The organism is Pseudoduganella namucuonensis (genome assembly GCF_900116645.1).
Lineage (GTDB): Bacteria > Pseudomonadota > Gammaproteobacteria > Burkholderiales > Burkholderiaceae_D > Rugamonas > Rugamonas namucuonensis.
In genome coordinates this window covers 40097-58388 of the sequence record NZ_FPBO01000006.1, presented here as the reverse complement: position 1 = coordinate 58388, position 18292 = coordinate 40097, and the positions used below count along the sequence as shown (strand labels likewise).

Annotated in this window: 14 protein-coding genes; 2 read left to right on the top strand and 12 right to left on the bottom strand. The window is 69.7% G+C overall.

What is annotated here, in order from left to right:
* Positions 1-55: 55 nt before the first annotated feature.
* The 9 genes from BM436_RS08405 to wrbA all read right to left on the bottom strand — a co-directional run bounded on the left by BM436_RS08405 (position 56) and on the right by wrbA (position 11412).
* Entirely contained in the window at positions 56-1648 is a 1593-nt protein-coding gene (locus BM436_RS08405) for a DEAD/DEAH box helicase (RefSeq protein WP_093555062.1), read from the bottom strand.
* Positions 1649-1657: 9 nt separating this feature from the next.
* Entirely contained in the window at positions 1658-2767 is a 1110-nt protein-coding gene (locus BM436_RS08400; RefSeq protein ID WP_218164831.1) for a threonine aldolase family protein, read from the bottom strand.
* Positions 2768-2814: 47 nt separating this feature from the next.
* Positions 2815-4689: an ABC transporter transmembrane domain-containing protein gene (locus BM436_RS08395; RefSeq protein ID WP_093555061.1), complete on the bottom strand. Its 1875-nt coding sequence runs from the start codon at positions 4687-4689 to the stop codon at positions 2815-2817.
* Between the two features lie 20 nt (positions 4690-4709).
* A complete protein-coding gene (locus BM436_RS08390) occupies positions 4710-5828 on the bottom strand; it encodes a lipocalin-like domain-containing protein (RefSeq protein WP_371859629.1) in 1119 nt (372 codons plus the stop codon).
* 45 nt (positions 5829-5873) lie between these two features.
* Positions 5874-8438, bottom strand: a complete 2565-nt coding sequence (locus BM436_RS08385; RefSeq protein ID WP_093555229.1) for an ABC transporter permease — start codon at positions 8436-8438, stop codon at positions 5874-5876.
* A 76-nt stretch (positions 8439-8514) separates the two neighbouring features.
* The gene (locus tag BM436_RS08380) at positions 8515-8946 is read right to left on the bottom strand and encodes a DUF4124 domain-containing protein (protein ID WP_093555059.1); all 432 of its coding nucleotides are present in this window, start codon (positions 8944-8946) and stop codon (positions 8515-8517) included.
* Entirely contained in the window at positions 8943-10382 is a 1440-nt protein-coding gene (locus BM436_RS08375) for an FAD-binding oxidoreductase (RefSeq protein ID WP_093555058.1), read from the bottom strand. The genes BM436_RS08380 and BM436_RS08375 overlap by 4 nt, the downstream gene beginning before the upstream one ends.
* Positions 10379-10789, bottom strand: coding sequence for a DUF2069 domain-containing protein (locus tag BM436_RS08370; protein ID WP_093555228.1), 411 nt, complete (start codon positions 10787-10789; stop codon positions 10379-10381). Before BM436_RS08370 ends, BM436_RS08375 begins: the two co-directional genes overlap by 4 nt.
* Positions 10789-11412 carry an NAD(P)H:quinone oxidoreductase gene (gene wrbA / locus BM436_RS08365; RefSeq protein ID WP_093555227.1) on the bottom strand — a complete coding sequence of 208 codons (624 nt, stop codon included), beginning with the start codon at positions 11410-11412 and terminating at the stop codon, positions 10789-10791. The genes BM436_RS08370 and wrbA overlap by 1 nt, the downstream gene beginning before the upstream one ends.
* A 67-nt stretch (positions 11413-11479) precedes the next feature.
* Between wrbA and BM436_RS08360 the strand changes: the two genes are divergently transcribed.
* A complete protein-coding gene (locus BM436_RS08360) occupies positions 11480-12856 on the top strand; it encodes a YihY family inner membrane protein (RefSeq protein WP_093555057.1) in 1377 nt (458 codons plus the stop codon).
* Between the two features lie 86 nt (positions 12857-12942).
* Here BM436_RS08360 and BM436_RS08355 read toward each other — a convergent pair whose 3' ends face one another.
* On the bottom strand, positions 12943-13743 hold the full coding sequence (locus BM436_RS08355) for an alpha/beta fold hydrolase (protein WP_093555056.1): 801 nt from the start codon (positions 13741-13743) through the stop codon (positions 12943-12945).
* A 1-nt stretch (position 13744) separates the two neighbouring features.
* Positions 13745-15055 (bottom strand): O-acetylhomoserine aminocarboxypropyltransferase, encoded by a 1311-nt coding sequence (locus BM436_RS08350; protein ID WP_093555055.1) that lies wholly within the window; start codon positions 15053-15055, stop codon positions 13745-13747.
* Between the two features lie 182 nt (positions 15056-15237).
* Here BM436_RS08350 and BM436_RS08345 point away from each other — a divergent pair, with 182 nt between their 5' ends.
* On the top strand, positions 15238-15693 hold the full coding sequence (locus BM436_RS08345) for a CBS domain-containing protein (RefSeq protein WP_093555054.1): 456 nt from the start codon (positions 15238-15240) through the stop codon (positions 15691-15693).
* A gap of 74 nt (positions 15694-15767) precedes the next feature.
* On the opposite strand, the gene BM436_RS08340 is transcribed toward BM436_RS08345, so the two are convergent.
* Entirely contained in the window at positions 15768-18029 is a 2262-nt protein-coding gene (locus BM436_RS08340; protein ID WP_093555053.1) for a GGDEF/EAL domain-containing response regulator, read from the bottom strand.
* Positions 18030-18292: the final 263 nt, after the last annotated feature.

The window sequence follows — 18292 nt, the reverse complement described above, 5'->3', positions numbered from 1 at the left end:
AATCTCCTGCGGTGGTGCGTGTGTTCGGGAATCCGCGATTGTATCAGCCGGTGGCTCAGCGCTTGGCGCCGCGCTTGGGGCCGTAGGCCGGCGGTTTGGCCGCGGCCTTCGCGGCCGAGCGCGCGGTCGATTTCGCGCCGCGTCCACCGGTGACCACCACCGCGCCCTTGGGAACCGCCGGCGCGGATGCCTTGCCGCCGCCCCGGCCGGTGGCGCCATGGCCGCCCGCCGGCCGCGCGCGGGCCTTGCCGGGGCTGGCCGCGCGCGGGGCCGCCGCAACCGGAAGCGCGAACGGCTCGCTGCCGTCGCGGAAGCGAGGATCGGAACTGAGCGGCAGTTCCGGGTCCGGCTTCGCCTCCGGGCCGGCGGGAACGCGTTTCGGCGGCCGCGCGTCGGCCGCCGCGGTGCCTTCTTTCGTGCCTCCTTTCACGCCGCCCCTCGCGCCGCCCTTCGCGGCGGCTTTGGCCGCGGCGGCGGCCTTCACGGCGGCGGGGCCGGTCTCCGGCACACGGTGGTCGGCCTCGTAGCCCGGCACTTCCTGGCGCGGCAGGGTTTGGCGCGTCAGCTTCTCGATGGCGCGCAGCAGGTCCACCTCGTCGGCGCAGATCAGCGAGATCGCCTCGCCCTCGGCGCCCGCGCGGCCGGTGCGGCCGATGCGGTGCACATAGTCCTCGGCCACGGTGGGCAGGTCGAAGTTCACCACCAGCGGCAGGGTGTCGATGTCCAGCCCGCGCGCGGCGACGTCGGTGGCGACCAGGATTTGCGTCATGCCCGCCTTGAACTTGTCGAGCGCGCGCTGGCGGGCGTGCTGCTGCTTGTCGCCGTGGATGGAGTCCGCGCTCACGCCCTGCGAGCGCAGGTAGTCCACCAGCGCGTCCACGCCCTTGCGGGTCTTCACGAACACCAGCGCCTGGCCCCATTCGAGCTTGCGCAGCAGGTAGAGGAACAGCTCGGGCTTGCTCTTCTTGTCGGTGGTGATGGCCCACTGCCTCACGGACTTGGCCGCCGCGTTGCGCGGGCTGACCTGCAGCGACAGCGGATCGTTCAGCAAGCCCTTGGCCAACTCGCGGATCGCGTCCGAGAAGGTGGCGGAGAACAGCAGGGTCTGGCGCCCCTCGGGCAGCGCCTCCAGGATGGCCTCCAGGTCGCGCGAAAAGCCCAGGTCCAGCATGCGGTCGGCCTCGTCCAGCACCACCGACTGCAGCTGCTGGAAATGCAGGGCGCCCTGGCGGTACAGGTCGAGCAGGCGGCCCGGCGTCGCCACCAGCACGTCCAGCCCCTTGTTCAACTTGGCGATCTGCGGATCGATGGGCACGCCGCCGTAGGCCACGTGGCAGCGCATGGGCACGTTGCGGCCGTAGCCGCGGAAGCTTTCATAGACCTGCTCGGCAAGCTCGCGGGTGGGCACCAGCACCAGGCAGCGCACGGCGTTGGGCGCGGCGCGCTCGCCCTCCATGGTCAGGCGCTGCAGCAGGGGGATGGCGAAGCCGCCGGTCTTGCCGGTGCCGGTCTGCGCGGCGGCCATCAGGTCGCGGCCCGCCAGCACGGCCGGTATCGCCTGTTTCTGGATGGGGGTGGGTTCGGTATAGCCCACGGAATCCAGCATGCGCAGCAGCGGATCGATCAGGCCCAGGGAAGCAAAAGTCATTGTTGTTCTTTACAGGTTGGAGGCGGCGGCCAGGTCGGCGCCCAGGTCGGCGCACCACAGCGCGAGGATCTCGCGCAGGCGGTCGTCGCTCAGCGCGAGCAGGTTGTCGCCCACGTACCATTCGGTCACGCTATGGCCGGGCAATTGGGCGTGGCCGGCGCGGTTGAACAGCCACACGCCGTGGCGCTCGGCGAAGGCGTTGCGGATGTCGGTGGCGCGGTCGCGGTTCACCGGCATGTGCAGGTGCAGCAGGCTGGCGTGCGGGCGCGCGGGGTTCGGTGTCAGCCGCGGGTAGGCCCGCAGGGTATCGTACAGCGCGACGGTGCGGCGGTGGTAGTCCGGCATGGCGGCCAGGCGCGCGTCGAACTGCATGGCGGCGGACACCACGTAGGGCGTGCGGTGGATGACGTTGCCGCCTTGGCGCCTGAACCACTCGGCGGCGCGCGCGACGAAGGCGTCGCCGCCCAGCAGCACCGCGCCACCCAGCCCGCCTATGCCCTTGTACAGCGAGACGTAGACGGAATCGAAGCCGGCGCAGATCTCGTGCAGCGGCTTGCCGTAGGCGGCGGCCGTTTCCCACAGCCGCGCGCCGTCCATGTGCAGGTGGATGCGCTGTTCGCGGCACCACGTCTTGATGGCCCGCAGCTCGTCCCAGCCGGGGCACTGGCCGCCGATCTCGCGCGCCGGCAGTTCCAGCGACACGGCGCCCAGCCGCTCGGGCAGCACCTGCAGGTCCTGCAGCGTCCAGGGGCGGAACGGGTCGCCGATCTGCAGCGCGTGGAAATGGCCCAGCAACTGGTGGTTGCCGCGTTCGTGCTTCAGGATGTGCGCCGTGGGATGCAGGCCGACCAGCGTGCTGCCGCGCTCCGCGCAGGCCAGCCGCAGCGCGGTCACCTGCGTCATGGTGCCGGTCATGCAGAACACGCCGGCGGGAAAGCCGAGCAGGGCGGCGATCTTCTGTTCGAAGGACTGGATCAGCTCACCGTCGCCGTAGACGTCGTGGGCGACCTTGTTCGCCTCGCACCACGCGGCCATCGCGCCGAAGGTCTCGGCGGCGGACGGCTGGCGGTGGCCGGGCAGTATGGTGTGGCAGCGCTGGCGCAGTTCGGCGTCGGTCACGGGCGTCTCCTGAAAGAAGGTGATTTTACAGGAGGAGCTGGGCGCGCTCAGTGCGTGACGTGCACGTTGTGGAACTGCAGCGCGGCCAGGTTGGCGTAGATGCCGCCCAGCGCCACCAGCGAGGCGTGGGTGCCGGTTTCGACGATCTGGCCGTCCTCCATCACGATGATGCGGTCGGCGCGCTGCACGGTGGCCAGGCGGTGGGCGATGATGACGGTGGTGCGGCCGGCCATGGCCGCCTCCAGCGCGCCCTGCACCAGGCGCTCCGACTCCGCGTCCAGCGCGCTGGTGGCCTCGTCCAGCAGCAGCAGCGGGGGATTCTTCAGCAGCGCGCGGGCGATGGCGATGCGCTGGCGCTGGCCGCCTGACAGGCGCACGCCGCGCTCGCCCAGGAAGGACTGGTAGCCGTTCGGCAGCCGTTCGATGAACTCGTGCGCGGCGGCCAGGCGGGCGGCCTGTATCACTTCCTCGTCGGTGGCGCCGGCGCGGCCGTAGCGGATGTTCTCCATCGCGTCGGCCGAGAAGATCACCGTGTCCTGCGGCACGATGCCGATGGCGCCGCGCAGCGTGTGCAGGTCCAGTTGCTTGATGTCCACGCCATCGAGCTTGATCACGCCCTGCTGCGGGTCGTAGAAGCGCAGGAACAGCTGGAACAGCGTGGTCTTGCCGGCGCCGGACGGGCCCACCACGGCCACCGTCTCGCCGGGCTTGATGTCCAGCGTCAGGTGCGACAGGGCGGCCGTGTCCGGGCGCGAAGGGTAGGAGAAGGTGACGTCGGACAGGGCCAGCGAGGCGCCGTTGGCCGCGCGCGGCGGCAGCGCCAGCGGATGGGCGGCCGACTGGATCTCCGATTTCACCGACATCAGTTCCAGCAGGCGCTCGGTGGCGCCGGCGGCGCGCTGGGCCTCGCCCATCACCTCGGACAGGGCGCCGATGGCGCCGGCCACGATGGAGGCGTACAGGATGAACTGGCCCAGGTCGCCGCCCGTCATGGTGCCCTGCAGGACGGCGTGCGCGCCCAGCCACAGCACGAACACGATGGTGCCGAACACCAGCACGATGGCCAGCATGGTCAGGAAGGCGCGCGCGCGGATGCGCTTCATCGCCGTGGTGAACGCGTTCTCGACGGAGGCGCTGAAGCGCGAGGTCTCGATCTTCTCGTGCGTGAAGGCCTGCACCGTGGGCATGGCGTTCAGGATCTCGCCGGCCATGGCGGAGGCGTCGGCGATGCGGTCCTGCGAGTCGCGCGACAGCTTGCGCACGCGGCGGCCGAACATCACGATCGGCAGCACCGTCAGCACCAGCAGGCCGATGATGATGGCCGTCAGCTTGGGGCTGGTCACGAACAGCATCACCAGGCCGCCGATGAACAGCAGCACGTTGCGCAGCGCCATGGAGATGCTGGTGCCGACCACGGCCTGGATCAGCGTGGTGTCGGTGGTGATGCGGGACAGGACCTCGCCGGTTTGCGTGGTTTCGAAAAATTCGGGGCTTTGCGTGACCACATGGCGGTACACGGCGCCGCGGATGTCGGCCGTGACGCGCTCGCCCAGCCAGGACACGGTGTAGAAGCGCGCCGCCGTGGCCAGCGCCAGCACGGTGGCCACCGCGAACAGGGCCAGGAACACCATGTTCACGTTGTCCGCGCTGTGCACCCCGGCGGCGGTGCCGAAGCCCAGGTCTATCATCTGCTTGAACGCGGCCGGGATGGCCAGCGTGGCGCCGGCCGCCACCACCAGCGCGACGCCGGCCATGGCGAACTGGCGGCGATAGGGCAGCAGGAAGGGCGCCAGGCCCTTGAAGGCCGCCAGGCTGCCCTTCTTCGCGTCGCGCGCTTCGCTGGAGGCGGATGGGGGAGCGGCGGTGTCCGCGCCGCCGGCGCTGCCGGCGGCGCCTGGGTTGCTGGTAATGCTGTTGTTCATCCTGTTGCCGTTGTTATTAGTCATAGTTTCATGGGCCGTACATAGCCGGTCAGTTCCAGGTAGCCCAGGCCGGCGCGCGCGCCGTCCCTGGCCACCGTCACCGCGCCCTCCCAGTACACCGCGCCCGTGCTGCGGCGCGAATCGAGCTCCTGGTCGTCCTGCAGGGGCGAAATGTGCCACACCGTGGCGCCGGTGGCGAGCTGGGTGGCTACGGGATACTCGGCATTGGTGCGCGGCGAACGCCACTTCCTTTGCGGGGTAAAACTGACCTGGTCCGGCGCGTAATGCGTGATCTTACCGGATGCGTCGCGCCATGTCGCGTGGGCCCATAGTTTACCACCTGTCTTGCCACGGATATGAAACGCCATCAAGGCACCGCCGTCGTCCAGGTTGGCGCCCACCCAATCCCAGCCGCTGGCGTCGGCGTCCAGCACCTGGGTGGACCATTCGTGATCGAGCCAGGTGGCGCCCGTGACGGCCTGCGGCCGGCCCCCGGCGCGGGTGATGGTGCCGCTGGTCTTCAACTGGGGCTCGCTGTAGTAATAGCTGGCCTGGCCGGCGCCCGGGCCCTTGCGCGAATAGCCGTTTTCGCCCTGGAGCAGCGGCGGCTGGGTGGGCGCGAGCGTCAGCTCCAGCGTGAAGGCGCTGGCCGCCAGCGTGACCCGGTAGCTGCCGTCGGCCGCGCGCAGCATGCGCCAGTCGTCCAGTTTGACGTCGGTGTCGCCGGTTTTCGCGTAGGCCAGGCCGAAACCGGCGCGGGCGCTGCGCTGGTCGTGCAGCAGCTTGCCCACCGATGGATCGGACAGCGCGGCGTGGCCGATGATGAGCTGGTGCGGCGCGAACTGGCTGGGGTTGTCGCGGTCGTTGCCGGTGGCGCTGCGGAAGAAGGTGACCTGGTAGCCCAGGTCCTTGCCGTCCGGGGTCTTCAGCCAGCCGGTGGCGTACCACCATTCCGTCTTGTAGTCCGGATGGGCGCCGTAGTCCCGCGGGAAGCGCAGCGAGGCGCCGGGCGGCAAGGGGGTGACGGCGGCCAGCCGCGGCGGCGCTGCCATGGCCGCGCGCGTGGTGGCCAGTGCGAGCAGCAGGAGCGGCACCAGCAGCGCCAGCAGCGCCACGTGCGGCGGCATTGGCCGCGGCATCGGCGCGATGGCGCGGCCGGTCGGCCAACGGTAACGAATTCTCATCTACCAATCCTCCCTGACAGCCCGTATCGGCGCGCCGGACAGCGCCTGGCGCCCGGACAGCAGCGCCGTCAGCGCGGACGCCACCAGCATGGCGGCGGCCACGGTGCCCAGCAGCGGCCATGGCAGGTGCATTTGCATGGTCCAGTGGAAGGACTGCGGGTTCACCACGAACACCAGCACCAGGCTGATGATCCAGCCCAGCACGAAGCCGGTGGCGATGCCCAGTCCCGTCAGCGCGCCGCCCTCCATGGCCAGGATGGCCAGGATCTGGCGCCGGGTCACGCCGATGTGGCGCAGCATGCCGAACTCCTTGGAGCGCGCCAGCGTCTGCGCCGAGAACGTCGCCGCCACGCCGAACAGGCCGATGACGATGGCGATCGCCTCCAGCAGGTAGGTCACGGCGAAGCTGCGGTCGAAGATCTTGAGGCTCATGGCGCGCAGTTCGCCCAGCTCGTTCAGTTCCAGCAGCGCGCCGAAGGGCAGCGCCTTCAGGCCGGCCTTCACGTCCGCCATGGCCGCGTCCTTGGCCAGCCAGATCGCCACGTTGTTGATGTCCCGGTCCCCGGTGATGGCCTGGTAGTCGGCCAGCCGCATCTGCACCGAGCCGGACGGGCGCGCGTAGTCGCGCCAGACGCCGGCCACGAAGAATTCGTGCTCGGCGCCGGCCAGCGGCAGTTTCAGCGTGCCGCCCGCCGTCACGCCATACAGGTCGGTCATCGGTTCGGACACCCACACCGGGCGGGCGCCCGGCGGCGGCGCGAGCGACGGTCCCGTCATGGCGAGCATGGAGTCGGCCTGGCCGGTCTCGATGCCGCGCGCCATCAGCAGCACGGCCGGCCGCTCGGGCGCCAGTTGCAGGCCGCGCACGCGCAGGAAGTCGGCCTTGGCCACGCCTGGCAGTTCGCGTATCGCCCGCTGCTCCAGCGGATTCAGGCCGGCGGTGCCGCCGCCGGCGGCGCTGCTGGCATACAGGTCGGCCGGCAGCACCTCCAGCAGCCACTGGTCCAGCGACACGCGGAAGCTGGACACCATGATGGCCATCGCCACCATCAGGCTGAAGCTGGACAGCACGCCGCCCAGCGCGATGCCGGCCTGGCTGGGCGCGTTGGCCAGCCGCGCCAGCGTCAGCGCCAGCACGGCGGAGCCGCCGGCGCCGTGGGCGTCGCCCCCGCCGGCGGCGGCCCCGCGCCGGTGCGCCAGCCGGAACACCGCGCCGGACAGGCGCGGCATCAGCGAGATGGCGCCCACCAGCATTAGCGCGATGGACAGGTAGCCGAAGACGGGCAGTTCCCACACCGGCGGCAGCAGCGCCATCGCGGCCGCCAGGGCCAGGCAGCCCAGGCCCGGCCAGGCGGGCGACAGGCGCGCCATGGCCGCCTCCTCGCTGCCCGATTTGAGCGCGATGGCGGGCGTGGCGCGCGCCGCCTCGAACGCGGGCGCCGCGCAGCCCAGCACCGCCACGCCGACCCCCAGCGCGAAGTACACCAGCGCGGCCAGCGGCGTGAACCGCACCTCCGGCCGCACGCCGGCGAAGTAGCCGGCGCCCAGGTCGCCGCCGAAGGTGCTCAGCGCCGCCGCCGCCATGCCGTAGCCGGCGGCGATGCCGGCCAGGGAGCCGATCACGCCCAGGGTCCAGCCCTCCAGCATGATCTGGCGCAGCAGCTGGCCGCGCTCCATGCCCAGCACCCGCAGCAGCGCGAACTGGCCGCGCCGGCGCATCACCGACAGGGCCTGGGTGGAAAACACCAGGAAGGCGCCGGTGAACAGCGCCACCAGCGCGAGCACGCTCAGGTTCACGCGGTAGGCGCGGCTCATGTTGGCGTTGCGGCTGTTCTGGTCCTCGTCGTTGGGGCTGCCGACGTGGAAGCGGCCCGGGAAGTCGCGCTGAAGCTCGCGCGCCAGTGCGGCCTTGAAGGCCGCCCGGTCCACGCCGTCGCGCAGCTTGAGGTCCACGCGCGACAGCTTGCCCAGGCGCTGGAAGCGCCACTGCGCGGCGCCCAGGTCCATCACGGCCAGGCGCTGGCCGGCGCGGGCGCGCTGCAACGATCCCGCCACCCGCAGCTCGACGGGCCGGGTGCCCGATTGCAGCACCAGCTTGCCGCCGTTGGCGGCCTTCAGCCATGCGCGGGCGGCCGGCGACAGGAAGATGGCGTCGTCGGACAGGGTGTCGAACGCCTTGTCCTCGGTCTCCGGCACGCCGATCAGGTCGGGCGTCACATGGCCGGCGCGGAACACGTCCAGCGCGATGATTTCCAGCGGGGCGCGCTGGCCGGGCACGGAGGCCTGCAACTGCAGCACCGGCGAGGCCACGGCCACGCCGGCGCGCCCGGCCAGCAGCGGGTAGATCGCCTCGTCGAAGGTGGCCTCGGCGCCGGACACCTGCACGTCCGCCTGCCCGGACAGGCTCTTGATGGCGGACGAGAACTCGTTGAAGGCGGCGGCGTTGATCAGGTGGATGGCGAAGCCCAGCGACACGCCGATGGCGATGGCCAGGATGGCCGTCAGCGCGCGCACGGGGTGGGCGCGCCATTCGCCGAACAGCAGCCAGCGGGACAGGCGGCGCAGCGGCGCGGCCGATGCCGCCGGACCGTTCGCGGGACCCTGCGCTGGATCTGGCGCGGCACCGGTCAAGACAGGCCTTTCAATTCGGGCATTCCAGCGCGAGGCGGTCGCCCGCCTGGCGCGCGCGCGTCTTGGCGCGGTCCAGGTTCTGCACCAGCGCGCCGCGCACCTCGTCGTCGGCCCATTTCTTTTCCAGCTTCAGCTTGCCGCAGCGCTTGTTGCGCGCGGCGGCCTCCCTGCCGGCGCGCGCCAGTTCACGCTCGTCGGCGGCGTCGCGCTGGCGGCGTTCCTTCTCCAGCTCCCTGGCCTCCTTGCGCATGCGTTTGAGGTCGGCGGCGGCGGCCGGATCGGCGGCGGGCGCGTGCGGCACGGCGATCAGCGCGGTGGTCCCGTCCTGGCAAGGGCGCTCGCCGTAGGCGATCTTGCCGTCCACCGTGCATTTGTAGACGGTTTGCGCGCCGGCGCCCGCGGCGCAGGCCAGCAGCATGGCGGCGATGACTGAGCGTTTCATAGGATTTTCCCCGGATTCATGATGCCCAGCGGGTCCAGGGCGTCCTTGATGGCCCGCATCAGGTTCATCTCCAGCGGCGACTTGTAGCGCAGCAGTTCGTCCCGCTTGAGCGCGCCGATGCCGTGTTCGGCCGAGATGGAGCCGTCGAAACGCGCCACGCTGTCGTGCACCACGCGGTTCACCTCGGCCTGGTTGGCCAGGAATTCCTCGTGCGGCACGTGTTCGGGCGGCGCCACGTTGAAATGCAGGTTGCCGTCGCCCATGTGGCCGAAGCAGACCAGCTGGCAGCCGGGGAAGGCCCGCTCCAACAGCGGCGCGGTCTGCTCGATGAAGGCGGGGATGCTGGACACCGGCAGCGAGATGTCGTGCTTGATGTTCTTGCCGGCCTTGGCCTGCGCCAGCGGGATGTGTTCGCGCAGCCGCCACAGCCCCTGCGACTGCGCGACCGACTTGGCCACCACCGCGTCCTCGACGACGCCTTGCTCCAGCGCCTCGCCCATGGCGCGTTCCAGCAGGCCGACCGCGTGCGCCTCCGATTCGCTGCTGGACAGTTCCATCAGCACGTACTGGGCGTGCGCGGCGTGCCCGCCTTCGAAGGGGCGCGGCAGGCCGGGGAACTGCCGGGCCACGAGCCCGAGGCAGAACGACGACATCAGTTCGAAGCCGGTGAGGCTGGCGCCGCAATGGCCCTGCATCAGCGCCAGCAGGCGCAGCGCGGCGGCCGGAGAGGGCAGGGCGGCCAGCGCCGTGATGCCGGCCTTGGGCCGCGGGTACAGCTTGAGCACCGCGCCGGTGATGACGCCCAGCGTGCCCTCGGCGCCGATGTACAGGTCGCGCAGGTCGTAGCCGGTGTTGTCCTTGCGCAGGCCGCGCAGGCCGTCCCATATCTCGCCGCGCGGCGTCACCACCTCCAGGCCCAGGCACAGCTCGCGCGTGTTCCCGTAGCGAAGCACGGCGGTGCCGCCCGCGTTGGTGGACAGGTTGCCGCCGATGGTGCAGCTGCCCTCGGCCGCCAGCGACAGCGGGAACAGGCAGTCGTGCGCGGCGGCCTCCTGCTGGATGGCCTGCAGCACGCAGCCGGCGTCCACCGTCATGGTCCGGTTGAGCGGGTCCACGGCGCGGACGCGGTTCAGGCGCGCCAGCGACAGCACCACGGCGGTCCCGCTGGCGTCCGGCACGCCGCCCAGCACCAGGCCGGTCTTGCCGCCCTGCGGCACGACCGGCACGCGCCATCGCGCGCAGGCGCGCACCGTGTCCGCCACCTGCTCCACGGTCGCGGGCCGCAGCACCGCCAGCGCGCTGCCGGTGAAGCGTCCGCGCCAGTCCGTGAGGAAGGGCGCCATCTCGTCCGCGAGGGTCAGCACATGGCCATCGCCCAGCAGCGTGCGGCAATGGGCGAGGAAGGTGTGCAGCGACGCTGGCGAGGGGGCGCTCATTTGGCGGCGTGGCCCTTGTTGACCTTTTCCAGCAGGTCCTTGGCGATCTTCTTGGCCGCCTTCTTGTAGGGCCGCACATACATCACCGCGCACAGGAAGTAGACGGTGACGATGGCCGCCTCGCTCCAGCCCAGCCAGGACGAGGTGGCGCCCAGGTCGCTCCAGCCGCGCACCACGCCCTCGGTGAAGTAGAGCAGCACCATCATCGAGGTCCATTGCAGGGTGTAGACGTCGCGCTTGACGATGCCGGCCAGCGGGAACAGCAGCGGCGCGGCCTTCAGCGCCATCCAGGACCCGCCCGGCTTCAGCGGCGCCAGCACGGTTTCCCACAGCACGCACAGCGCGATCAGCGACACCATGCTGGCGATGGCGCCCCAGTGGAAGTATTTTTGCGACGTGGTTTCCATCATTGTCCCCGCGATCCGTTTGCGCCCAGTTTGTTCGCCGTCTCGGCCAGGCGGCGGCCCAGGGCCGTGGCCAGGCGTTTCTCGTCCTCGGTCAGCCGCCTGTCGCCGTCCAGGCCGGCCCAGTGGCTGGCGCCGTAGGGCGAGCCGCCGCTGGCGGTGGTCATCAGCTCCGGCTGGGTGTAGGGCAGGCCCAGCACCATCATCCCGTGGTGGAACAGCGGGATCATCATCGTCAGCAGCGTCGACTCCTGGCCGCCGTGCAGGCTGCCGGTGGAGGTGAACACGCAGGCCGGCTTGCCCGCCAGCGCGCCGGACAACCATTCGGCCGAGGTGCCGTCCCAGAAGTACTTCATGGCCGAGGCCATGTTGCCGAAGCGCGTGGGCGAACCCAGCGCCAGCCCCGCGCATTCGCGCAGGTCGTCCGGTTCCACGTAGGGCGCGCCGTCGGGCGGCACGCCGGGCGCGGTTGCCTCGGCCACGCTGGACACGGCGGGCACCGTGCGCAGCCGCGCCTCGCAGCCGGGGACGCCGTCCACGCCCTGCGCGATCAGCTCGGCGAGCTTGCGCGTGGCGCCGTGCCGTGAATAGTATAAGACGAGAATGATGAGGTCTGGGGTGGTCATCTTGGTATTATATGGCGCTTTGGCGTGCGGCATCAGGGCCGCGCGCATGCTTCAACCCTAGGGCTACATGGTTTCCAAGATTATTTCCCCGTTCCTCCGATACATTTTCCGCACCTGCAACGTGGGCGTGGCGGTGCTGCGCGCGCTGTCCTGGCACGAGACGCGCGACATGTTCCGCTTCGCGCGGCGCCGCCTGCGCGAGGAGAGCCTGCCGCAGGTGGCCGGGAGCCTGACCTTCGCCACCGTGTTCGCGCTGGTGCCGCTGCTGACCATCGCGCTGGCCATCTTCACCACCTTCCCCATGTTCACCACGCTGCGCAAGGCGCTCGAGGCCTACTTCGTGCAAAGCGTGATGCCCAAGCAGATCGCCACGCCCATCCTCAACAACCTGACCATGTTCGCCTCCAAGGCCACCCGGCTGTCGGCGGTGGGCGCGGTGGCGCTGGTGTTCACGTCGGTGGCCATGATGGGCATGATCGAGCGCGTGTTCAACCGCATCTGGCGGGTGAAGGCGGAGCGCAGCTGGGCGCGCCGCATCCTGGTCTACTGGGCGCTGCTGACGCTGGGGCCGCTGCTGGTGGGCGTGTCGCTGTCCCTGTCCACGCACGTGTACGTGGCCACCAGCGACTACCTGGGCGAGGTTCCGGTGCTGGCCGCCGTGGTCTACACGCTGCTGTCGATCGCCGCCACCACGGCCGGCTTCACGCTGATGTACACGGTGGTGCCCAACCGCCAGGTGGATTGGCGCGACGCGCTGTGGGGCGGGCTGGTGGCGGCGCTGTTCTTCGAGCTGGCCAAGCGCGGCTTCGCGGTCTTCATCACCCAGTTCCCGACGTACTCGCGCATCTACGGCGCGCTGGCGGCGCTGCCGCTGTTCCTGCTGTGGATCTACCTGTCGTGGCTGATCACCTTGATCGGCGCGCTGTTCGTGGCGGCGCTGCCGGTGGTGAAATACGAGCGCTGGTGGCACGAGGCCGTGCCCGGCGGCGCCTTCGTGGACGCGATGGCCATCCTCAAGGTGCTGCACACGGCCACGCGCTGCGGCGACACGGCGCTGGTCAACTCGGCCGCCATCCGCGCGCGCACCCGCATGGGCTACGACGAGATGGACAGCCTGCTCGAGCGCATGGCCGCGCAGGGGTGGGTGGGCAAGGTGAAGGCGGAGGCGCCGCGGCGGGTGCAGTGGGGCAAGCGGGTCAGCGAGGGGGCCGACAACTGGGTGCTGCTGGCCAATCCGGCCAAGCTGACCCTGGCGGACGTCTACCGCGTGTTCGTGTTCGGCGGCATGCCCGTCAATTCCGGCGTGGCCGGCGACGACGAGGACCAGCGCGACCTGCAGGCCGAGCGCGACGCCGCCAGCCTGGCGCGCCAGGTCGAGGGCGCCGTCGAGGACGGCCTCGGCCGCACCCTGGCCGAGCATTTCGGCCCGCTCGACTGCCGCTGAGGCGCCCGCGCCCGCCACCGATGCCGCCAGGAAGCGGCGTCAGCAGCGGATTGGGGTCAGACCCCAAGCGGCGTCGGCCGTGGCGGCTAGCGCAGGAAGGCGGTCAGCGCGTCCAGCACGGCGTCGGGCTGTTCCTGCATCATGGAATGGCCGGCGTCGACCCGCACCACCTTGCCGTGCGCGATGGCGCCCGTCAGCAGCCGGGTGGCCTTGGACGGGGTCATCATGTCCCTGCTGCCGATGATGAACAGGGCGGGGCAGCGCACCGCCTGCGCCGCCGCCTCGCCGTTGGCGTAGGCGTCGCAGGCGCTGAAGTCGGTGTGGAACAGCCGCTCGGGATTGAGCCGCGACATGCGCTGCATCAGCCGCCGCGCGCCGCCCATCACGGAGAAACCCGGTCCCGGACAGGACGGCTTTTGCGCCATCGTCGAGTGCGAGAAGATGTTGACCATGTCGATCGCGGCCTCCTCGTCGTCGAGCGCGGCGCTGAGCAGCGCGTCGGACACCTTCATCGGAAACGCCGCGCCCAGCATGGCCAGCCTGGCGACGCGGTCGGACGCCCGGTGCGACGCCTCCAGCGCGATCAGCGATCCCATGCTGTGGCCGACCAGCGCGGCCTGCCGCACGCCGGCCGCGTCCAGCACGGCCATCAGCCACTCCGCCAGGTCCTCCACGCTGCGCCTGGCCGGCCCCCGGCTGCGGCCATGGCCGGGCAGGTCGACCGCCAGCACGCCGTGGCCGTGGTGCGCGAGGTAGCGGCTTTGCAGGGCCCACACCGAGTGGTCGTTTTGCGCGCCGTGGATGAAGACCACGGTGGGCAGGGCGGCGTCGAAGGGCTTGCCGCCGGTGTAGCAATAGGCGGGAGCGCCTTGCACGTCTAACAGCATCTCATGCCCCTTTCTGCGACAGCTTCAGGCCGCGCGCCAGATCCTCGATCAAATCGTCCACGTCCTCCAGACCCACCGACAGCCGCATCGTGCCCTCGGCGATGCCGGACGCCGCCAATTGCTCGGCCGGCACGCGGAAGTGCGTGGTGGAGGCGGGATGGATCACCAGCGACTTGGCGTCGCCCACGTTGGCCAGGTGCGAGAACACCTTGAGGCTGTCGACGAAGCGCCGGCCGGCCGCGCGGTCGCCCTTGATGGTGAACGAGAACACGGCGCCGCACCCCTTGGGCAGCAGCGTTTTCGCCAATTCGTAGTCCGGATGGGACGCCAGTTCGGGATAGGACACGGACGCCACCGCCGGATTCGACACCAGGAACTCGACCACCTTGCGCGTGTTGGCGACGTGGCGCTCCATGCGCAGGCCCAGCGTCTCTATGCCCTGCAGCACGGCGAAGGCGTTGTGCGGGCTCATGACGGCGCCGAAGTCGCGCAGGCCCTCGCGCCGCGCGCGCAGCGCGAACGGGGCCACGGTGGACTCCTCGGCGAACACCATGCCGTGGAAGCCGTCGTACGGCTCGCACAGTTCGGCGAAGCGGCCGGTGCGGTCGTGGGCGGCCTGCCAGTCGAAGGTGCCGCCGTCGACCAGCAGCCCGCCGATGGCGGTGCCGTGGCCGCACAGGAATTTCGTGGCCGAGTGGAACACCAGGTCCGCGCCGTGGTCGAATGGACGCAGCAGGTAGGGCGTGGTGAAGGTGGAGTCCAGCATCAGCGGCAGGTCGTGCTCGTGCGCCAGCGCGCCGACGACGGGCACGTTCAGCACGTCCAGGCCGGGATTGCCCAGCGTTTCGGCGAACAGCGCCTTGGTGTTGGGCCGGATCGCAGCGCGCCACGCGTCGAGGTCGCGCGGGTCGACGAAGGTGGTCTCGACGCCGAAGCGCTTGAGCGTGTAGCCCAGCAGGTTGTGCGAGCCGCCGTACAGCGCGCGCGAGGCGACGATGTGCGAGCCGGCGCCGGCGATGGTGGCCAGCCCCAGGTGCATGGCCGCCTGGCCGCTGGCCGTGGCGATGCCGGCCACGCCGCCCTCCAGCGCGGCGATGCGTTCCTCCAGCACGGCGTTGGTCGGATTCGAGATGCGCGAGTAGACGTGGCCGGCCCGTTCCATGTTGAACAGGGCGGCGGCGTGGTCGGAATCGCGGAAGGCGAAGGAGGAGGTGAAGTGGATCGGGGTCGCGCGTGCGCCGGTGGCCGGGTCGGGCGCGGCGCCCGCGTGCAAGGCAAGCGTATCAAAGCCGGGGTAGTGGGGACCGCTCATGGTTGTCTCGTCGGGTTGTGAGGTGGCAGATCGTAACCCGTTTCGGCAGCGCGCAACAGGGCCGTCTCATAGGAGGAATTTGATTTTGCGCAACGCTGGATTTTTTTCCAGGCATACGCTACATTCGCTACTAAGGCTTACAATAACTACAAAACACCATTCAACGGACAGGACGGCCCAAAATGAAAGTCTCCGAAATTCTGCAAGTCAAAGGCAACATCCTCTACACCATCAAGCCAGACCAGCCGCTGGCGGAAGCCGCCAAGACCATGGCCGAGAAGGACATCGGTTCGCTGGTGGTGATGGAATTCGGCGACCTGGTCGGCATGCTGACCTTCCGCGAAGTGCTGAAGGCGCTGCACGAGAACGACGGCACCGTCGGCGGCGGCACCGTGCGCAAGCACATGGAGGATCATCCCATCACCGTCACGCCGGACACCGAGGTCAACGAGGTGCGCCGCATCATGCTGGAAAAGCACGCGCGCTACTTGCCGGTGATGAACGCGAAAACCCTGCTGGGCGTGATCTCGTTCTACGACGTGGCGCGCGCCGTGCTGGAGGCGCAAAGCTTCGAGAACCGCATGCTCAAGGCCTATATCCGCGACTGGCCGGCCGAGGAGGAGCAGCCGGCGGACTAGGCCCGGCAAGGCCCCCGACGAAAAACGCTATCGGACCGATAGCGTTTTTTTTCGCGCCGCCGCCGGGTCGCGGGCTATGCCACGCCTTCCAGCGCGTCGTTGCTGAGCCAACCGTTCAGGGCGTCGGCCGTCATCGGGCGGGCGAACAGGAAGCCCTGCGCCAGCGGGCAGCCCAGCGTGTGCAGGATCTGCGCCTGGCGCTCGTCCTCGACACCCTCGGCGATCACCGCCAGGCCCAGGTTGCGGCCCAGCTGGATCACCATCTCGGCGATGCTGCTGCCGCGCGCGGAGCCGGTGATCTCGGTGACGAAGGCGCGGTCGATTTTCAGGCGGTCGATCTGCAGGCGCTGCAGGTAGGACAGCGACGAGAAGCCGGTGCCGAAGTCGTCGATCGCGATGCTGACGCCGGTCTGCTTGATCTGGCCCAGCATCTTGATCAGCAGGTCCGGCTCCTCCATCGCCATCGATTCGGTGATCTCCAGCTCCACGAACTCGGGCGGCGCGCCGGTGTCGGCCAGCGCGCGGCGCAGCATCTCGAGGAAGTAGGGGTGGCGGAACTGCACCTGCGACACGTTGATCGACATCATGAAGTTGTCGTGGCCGGCGGCGCGCAGCGCCACCAGTTCGCGGCAGGCGGTGCGCATCACCCACTCGCCCATGTCGATGATCAGGCCGGAGTACTCGGCGATGGGGATGAAGCGGTCCGGCGAGATGAACTTGCCGTCGGCGGTCTGCCAGCGCAGCAGCGCCTCGGCGCCCACCGGGCGGCGCGTGGCCAGGTCGATCTGCGGCTGGTAGACGACGAACAGCTGGTTCTGGCCGAAGGCGGTGCGCAGCGCGTGCATCATGCGCACCCGCTCGCGGATCTCCACGCCCATGCTGCGCGAGAAGTAGAAGTGGCCGGCGCGCTGCTGCGACTTGGCGCGCTTGAGCGCGATGTCGGCGTCCTTCAGCGCGTCCGCGCCGCAGCCGTCGTGCTCGGCCAGGCGCACCAGGCCCAGCGTGGCAGACAGCTGCACGTCCTGGCCGTCGATGCTGAACGGCACCTGGAACAGCGCCAGTATCATGGCCGGGTTGACCTGGGCGGCGTCGCCCAGGACGCTGAAGATGTCGCCGCCGATGCGCGCCACCGTCAACTGCTGGCCCAGCCGCGACTGCAGCCGTTCGGCCACCGCCACCAGCAGCTCGTCGCCGAACTGGTGGCCCAGCGCGTCGTTGGTCTCGGCGAAGTGGTCCAGGTCCACCAGCGACAGCGTGGCGTCGTCCTTGGCCGGGCCGGCCAGGGTGGCGTCCAGGATCTCGATCAGGCGGGTGCGGTTCGGCAGCTTGGACAGCTGGTCGTAGAAGGCGGCGTTGTGCAGGTGCGAGACCAGTTCCACATTGTCCAGCCCCACGGCCACGTTGCTGCAGAAGACCTCCAACAGGCGCTCCTCGATCTCCGTCAGCGCGCGGTCGGTGTCGAGGAAGGCGACGAAGGCGCGGCTGGCCTTGCCGGCGAAGTACAGCGTGATGGCGTCGCCGCCGTAGTGGTTGCGGCGCTCGGCCAGCGTGCGCTCCATGGCCTGGGTCACGCGCGGCTCGTTGAGGGCGCTGACCCGCAGGTTGCTCAGGTGGCCGTGGCGGCCGGCCGCCGCCATCGCCACCAGCTCGTGGCAGCCGGACTCCGGGCAGTCCTGCACGCACAGCACGCCGTTGGCCTTCTGTCCCAGCAGGCCGGCGATCTGCGCCAGCACGCCGGCGGCGAAGTTCTGCACGCCGTGCAGCGACATCAGCTCGGTGCTGGCGTGGACGATCTGGTCCAGGCCGCGGCGGCTGTCGGTGATCTTGCGGATTTGCTCGTAGGAGCGGATCGCGGCCGTCACGGTGGTGAACAGCTTGATGCGGGTCAGCTCGGACTTGGTCTTGTAATCGTTGATGTCGTAGTCGCGGATGGCGTCGATTTCCGGCGCGTAGCCAGGCTGGCCGGTGCGCAGGATGATGCGCACGTCGGCCAGTTTCAGCGTCTCGCGGATGTAGCGCACCAGGTGCAGGCCGGCGTCGTCCTGCTCCATCACCACGTCGAGCAGGATGACGGCGATTTCGCGCTCGTGCTTGAGCATTTCGCGGGCCTGGCTGGCGGAGTAGGCGTGCACGAACTCCAGCGGGCGGTGCTGCATGTCCAGGTTGCCCAGCGCGAAGGTGGTGGTCGAGTGGACGTCCTCATCGTCGTCGATGATCATCACGCGCCAGACCTCGCGCGGAGTGTGCGAAGCGGGCGCGGCCGGATGTTCTTCTAAGAATACCAGATCGTCCTGATCGTCCTTGGCTTGCTCCAGGGGCGTGATCGATGGGGGCATGTGTCGCTTCTCCAGAATATCTCGGTGTTCTTGAATCAAGTATATAGCGGATTGTCAAAGACAACGACGATTTCAATGTCTTATGGTTGCCAATAAGTACCAGTTTGCAAGGATAGCGCGGGAATCCGCGGCTACCGCCCAACAAATCGCGGGACAGGCGTTCGGAGGAAATATATCGTACTAATAAGTACTATTCGGGCGCGTTTGCAACGGCTGTGCGCAGGACTGGTAAAATGGGCTGTTCACCAGATTTTTCCCAGCTA